The following is a 3,756-nucleotide window of genomic DNA, read 5'->3' as shown; positions in this document are numbered from 1 at the left end:
TTACTCCGTGGGGGAATAGTGGCAAGTGAAGTTGTGGCATCAGGAATTCCTCGAAAGAATATCTGTATAGAGTTCATCTCAAAAATCGTATCTTCTCAAAATCCAGTTTGTTTGACTGCCTATTTTTGTATCTCCTCCCCTGGCACATGTAATCGATTGATTTATATTTGTTCTTTAGAATGCTTTAAAAACGAGGGATGCTCCGAGATCAGGTTGTCTGAGCATAGTGCGGGAGCTGCCGGCAAGAAGCCGCAGGCCATCGGAAAAAACCGTGCTGGCAACACTACGAAGATCCACCTTGCTGTTGATGGTTGTGGTTTGCCGGTTGAATTTGAAATTACCGGTGGAGATGTGAATGATTGCTCTGCGGCACCGGAGCTGATTGCCAAGTTACCTGATGCGCAGGCGATTGTGGCGGATAAGGGCTATGACAGTGAGTGCATACGTGAGCAGATCATAAAGAAAGGAGCCAGGGCCGTGATCCCAAGAAAGCGCAATTCGCTAAAGAGTAACGCAGATATGGATTGGGACTTGTATAGGTACCGGCATTTGGTGGAAAACGCCTTTGCACGACTAAAGCAGTATCGGGCAATAGCAACACGATACGACAAACTCAAGAGAAATTACGAAAGTATGGTAGCTATCGCGTGTGGATACCTGTGGCTACCTGTGGCTACCTATGTGAAATGTCAACAGACCCTAGCCCGAATACTTCATAAATTCGCGTAATGATCACGCAGGATTTTGATTAATAGGGAAGTTTTGAGAGGGAGGGGTGTAGTGATTCATACACCCGACTGAGCAAAATCTTTCTTATTAATCAAAAGGCAAGTGAGGACACGTGCCAATTTATGAAATATTCGGGCTAGCCATGCTGCTAATTGTCTGCTGTCCTTAAACTCCGCCGCATTTCCTACGGTTGCCACAATGGCGCTCGCTGCAATCGGGCCAACACCAGGAATGGCTTCCAATCTTTGGCTGGCTTCGTTCTCTTTGTGCCAAAGCTTGATTTGTAACTCTAATTCGTTCACTTGCCGATCCAGTTCCTTAAAGTGGTCATTCAGTCTTTCCAGCAATCGGCGCATTATTCCTGGAAAACCATTTTCGGCATCTTCCAGAATGTCAGGCATACGTTTGCCAATCGATTGGATGCCCTGAGGGATGACGATACCAAACTCAGAGAGTATAGGCCACGTATCTGATTTGCTTGTGCGGTTCTGGCCCTGACAAAACCCTGTCTGGCACGATGCACTGATAGAATCGCCTGTTGCTCAACATTTTTGATCGAGACAAAACGCATATTGGGTCGAGTTACTGCTTCAGAGAATTGCTTCTGCATCAGCCGTGTCATGTTTTTTGGTTTTGACATAAGGTTTGACAAACTGAGGAGACATGAGCTTGACGGTGTGCCCAAATTCACCCAATTTTCTCCCCCAGTGGTGCGAGCTACCACAGGCTTCCATGCCTATCAAGCAGGACTCTAAATTGGCGAAAAATATTTCGCCATCTCGCTGTGGCGCAATTGCTTGCGCAACACAGTCTTACCATGCGTATCTACACCGTGAATCTGAAATACTTCTTTTGCTAAATCAATTCCTATTGTTGTAATCTTCATATTGGACGCTTCTATCTGGTTGAATGGTTATTGCACCGTTACTTTGGCACTTTGATGCCGTTTAGGGTAGTGGGCGTCCATTCCATTACTTCAAAATTCGGCAGCTATACCTTGTATATTAAGACCAACGATAAAATTGTTTTAGACTAGCACTGATTTCTGGGGAAGCCGGTTATACCTTAAGCCTTGAGCTTGTGAGAAGATAGGCTCCCCGCCCTCGTCATCGATATCGTGGAGTATCCAAGGTCTGTAAGCTTTGCTTCTGAACTTGAATTTGCAAGGAAGATAGATGAAGTGCCAGGGTCAGGGAACCAGAAAGCATGATAACAAAAATGGTATTGAGGAAATAGCAATGAATTACATCGGAATTGATGTTTCAAGTAAAGAATTGCGTGTTGTAGTGAGTGTTAATGGCAAACATCGAAAAGCACAATTATTTGAGAATGTGCCGGAAGATCATAACAGGCTGATTGCTCTGATTCAGAAACTGCATGGCGAAAGCATCGTTTGCATGGAAGCGACGGGTATATATCACTTTGATTTGGCGGTTGCATTAAGTCGTGCTGAACAGATCAAGGTGATGATTATCAACCCCAAAGCTGCGCATAACTTTTCTAAAGCACTGTTGCAGCGCAGTAAAACAGACAATATTGATGCTGATGTGTTGACCAGTTATGCTGAACGGATGCCGTTTGTTGAATGGCAGCGCCCAAGCGAGGAAGCGCTTGCTTTGCGCGCCTTGGCACGCCGTATTGCTGCAACCAATAAAATCAAGGCACAGGTCAAGAATCAGTTGAGCGCGCTATTAGCTACTCAGGAAACACCGGAAGTGATTCTAGCGCATACACAAAGCTTGATTGACACCCTCGAAGCACAAATTGCCAGTTTTCGAAGTAGCGCATTAAAAACTCTCAATGGAAATCAAACGTTGCAGGAGATTTACACGTTAATTACCAGCATAAAAGGCATTGCCGAAGCATCCGCGATCCAATTGCTGGGTGAGCTATTGACCATGCCCGATGATTTGACAGTCAAACAATGGGTGGCTTATGCAGGCTTGGATCCAAGGCATTTCGAATCAGGCAGTAGTGTGGCCAAAAGAGCAAAAATCAGCAAAGCAGGCAATCGGTATATCCGCCAAGCCCTGTACATGCCTGCACTGGTAGCAAGTCGCTACGAGCCTCATGTTGCGGCTTATTACAAACATTTGCAGGAAAAGCGCGGGTTGCAAAAAATTCAAGCAATATGTGCAGTCATGCAAAAAATATTGCACGCCATTTATGGCATGTTACATAACAAACAACCCTTTGACGGCAGTATGTTCTTCAACATGGAGGCAGCATGATTTTCTCAAAAATGGGTTGCAAAAAGAGAGAGTACCTTTTCCCGCGGGGAGAAGGTCGGATGAGGGATTATAAAAACTGAATTTTGAAGTGCGATGAGTATATTAAGTTGGAAACAACTTGGAAATTAAGTTAGACAGGAATGAAGAAGAATCTGCTAACCTGAACTTTGCATAAATTTTCTGTTACCTACTCTGGTTTCTACCCCCTTATTTTTTGATTTTTAGGCGATATCTTCCCTGCCCCTAGCGACAAGGTTGAACGTGAGCTGGTTACTGGGAAGGGGGTGGCATCGCCTCGTGAGCCGGACGTGCCGGGTTATGGAGAGGCCAGCATGGCAGATTTCCTACGGGCTGAAACGAGTCGTTGACAGACTTTTGTCAGCAGCGCCCTGACCGGACAGGCGCTGGGTAGGTGTAGCAGCACCCGGTCTTTGTACTGTTTGACGCGTACGGCAATCTTGAACAGCGAAAGGATGACTGTCTTTGGCTGTGCGCTCGCCAGTTCGGTATCGTGCAAGCCCAAAACGCGCAGCTGCTGGTGCAGGACATAAGCTGCGGCTGTCAGTAATAGGCGTGCAAAGTTAGCGAGGAAGCTTGAAGCCGAGGTGCGGTCTGACTTCAAATCGGCCTTCACTTGTTTGATCCAATTCTCCGCTTGTCCGCGCTGGCAATACACCTGCTGGTAGAGTGCGCGGGGAGTGGGACTGCGCAGCGACGTGACCACGTAACGCTGATTATCTTTGGCTGGCCGCCCGGTGTTCCCCGCCAGCACCTCGGCCTTGAGCACCACGCGATG

At 46.7% G+C, this 3,756-nt stretch carries 2 protein-coding genes and 2 pseudogenes; 2 read left to right on the top strand and 2 right to left on the bottom strand.

Annotation, left to right across the window (positions count from 1 at the left end; genetic code table 11):
- Positions 1 to 219: 219 nt before the first annotated feature.
- Positions 220 to 729 (top strand): annotated as a pseudogene (locus BLP80_RS14475) (IS5 family transposase); the annotation flags it as partial.
- A 128-nt stretch (positions 730 to 857) separates the two neighbouring features.
- Here BLP80_RS14475 and BLP80_RS14470 read toward each other — a convergent pair.
- A pseudogene (locus BLP80_RS14470) lies at positions 858 to 1,615 on the bottom strand (IS110 family transposase); the annotation flags it as partial.
- A 352-nt stretch (positions 1,616 to 1,967) separates the two neighbouring features.
- Here BLP80_RS14470 and BLP80_RS14465 point away from each other — a divergent pair.
- A complete protein-coding gene (locus tag BLP80_RS14465) occupies positions 1,968 to 2,960 on the top strand; it encodes an IS110 family RNA-guided transposase (protein WP_090544409.1) in 993 nt (330 codons plus the stop codon).
- A 316-nt stretch (positions 2,961 to 3,276) separates the two neighbouring features.
- Here the strand turns inward: BLP80_RS14465 and BLP80_RS14460 are convergent.
- On the bottom strand, positions 3,277 to 3,756 hold a 480-nt coding region (locus BLP80_RS14460; protein WP_143002324.1), incomplete at its 5' end, for a transposase.

It is taken from the genome of Nitrosomonas sp. Nm132 (assembly GCF_900100485.1).
In the GTDB taxonomy this organism is placed as follows: Bacteria; Pseudomonadota; Gammaproteobacteria; order Burkholderiales; family Nitrosomonadaceae; genus Nitrosomonas.
The sequence above is the reverse complement of the archived record's forward strand: the minus strand, read 5'-3'. Positions and strand labels throughout refer to the sequence as shown.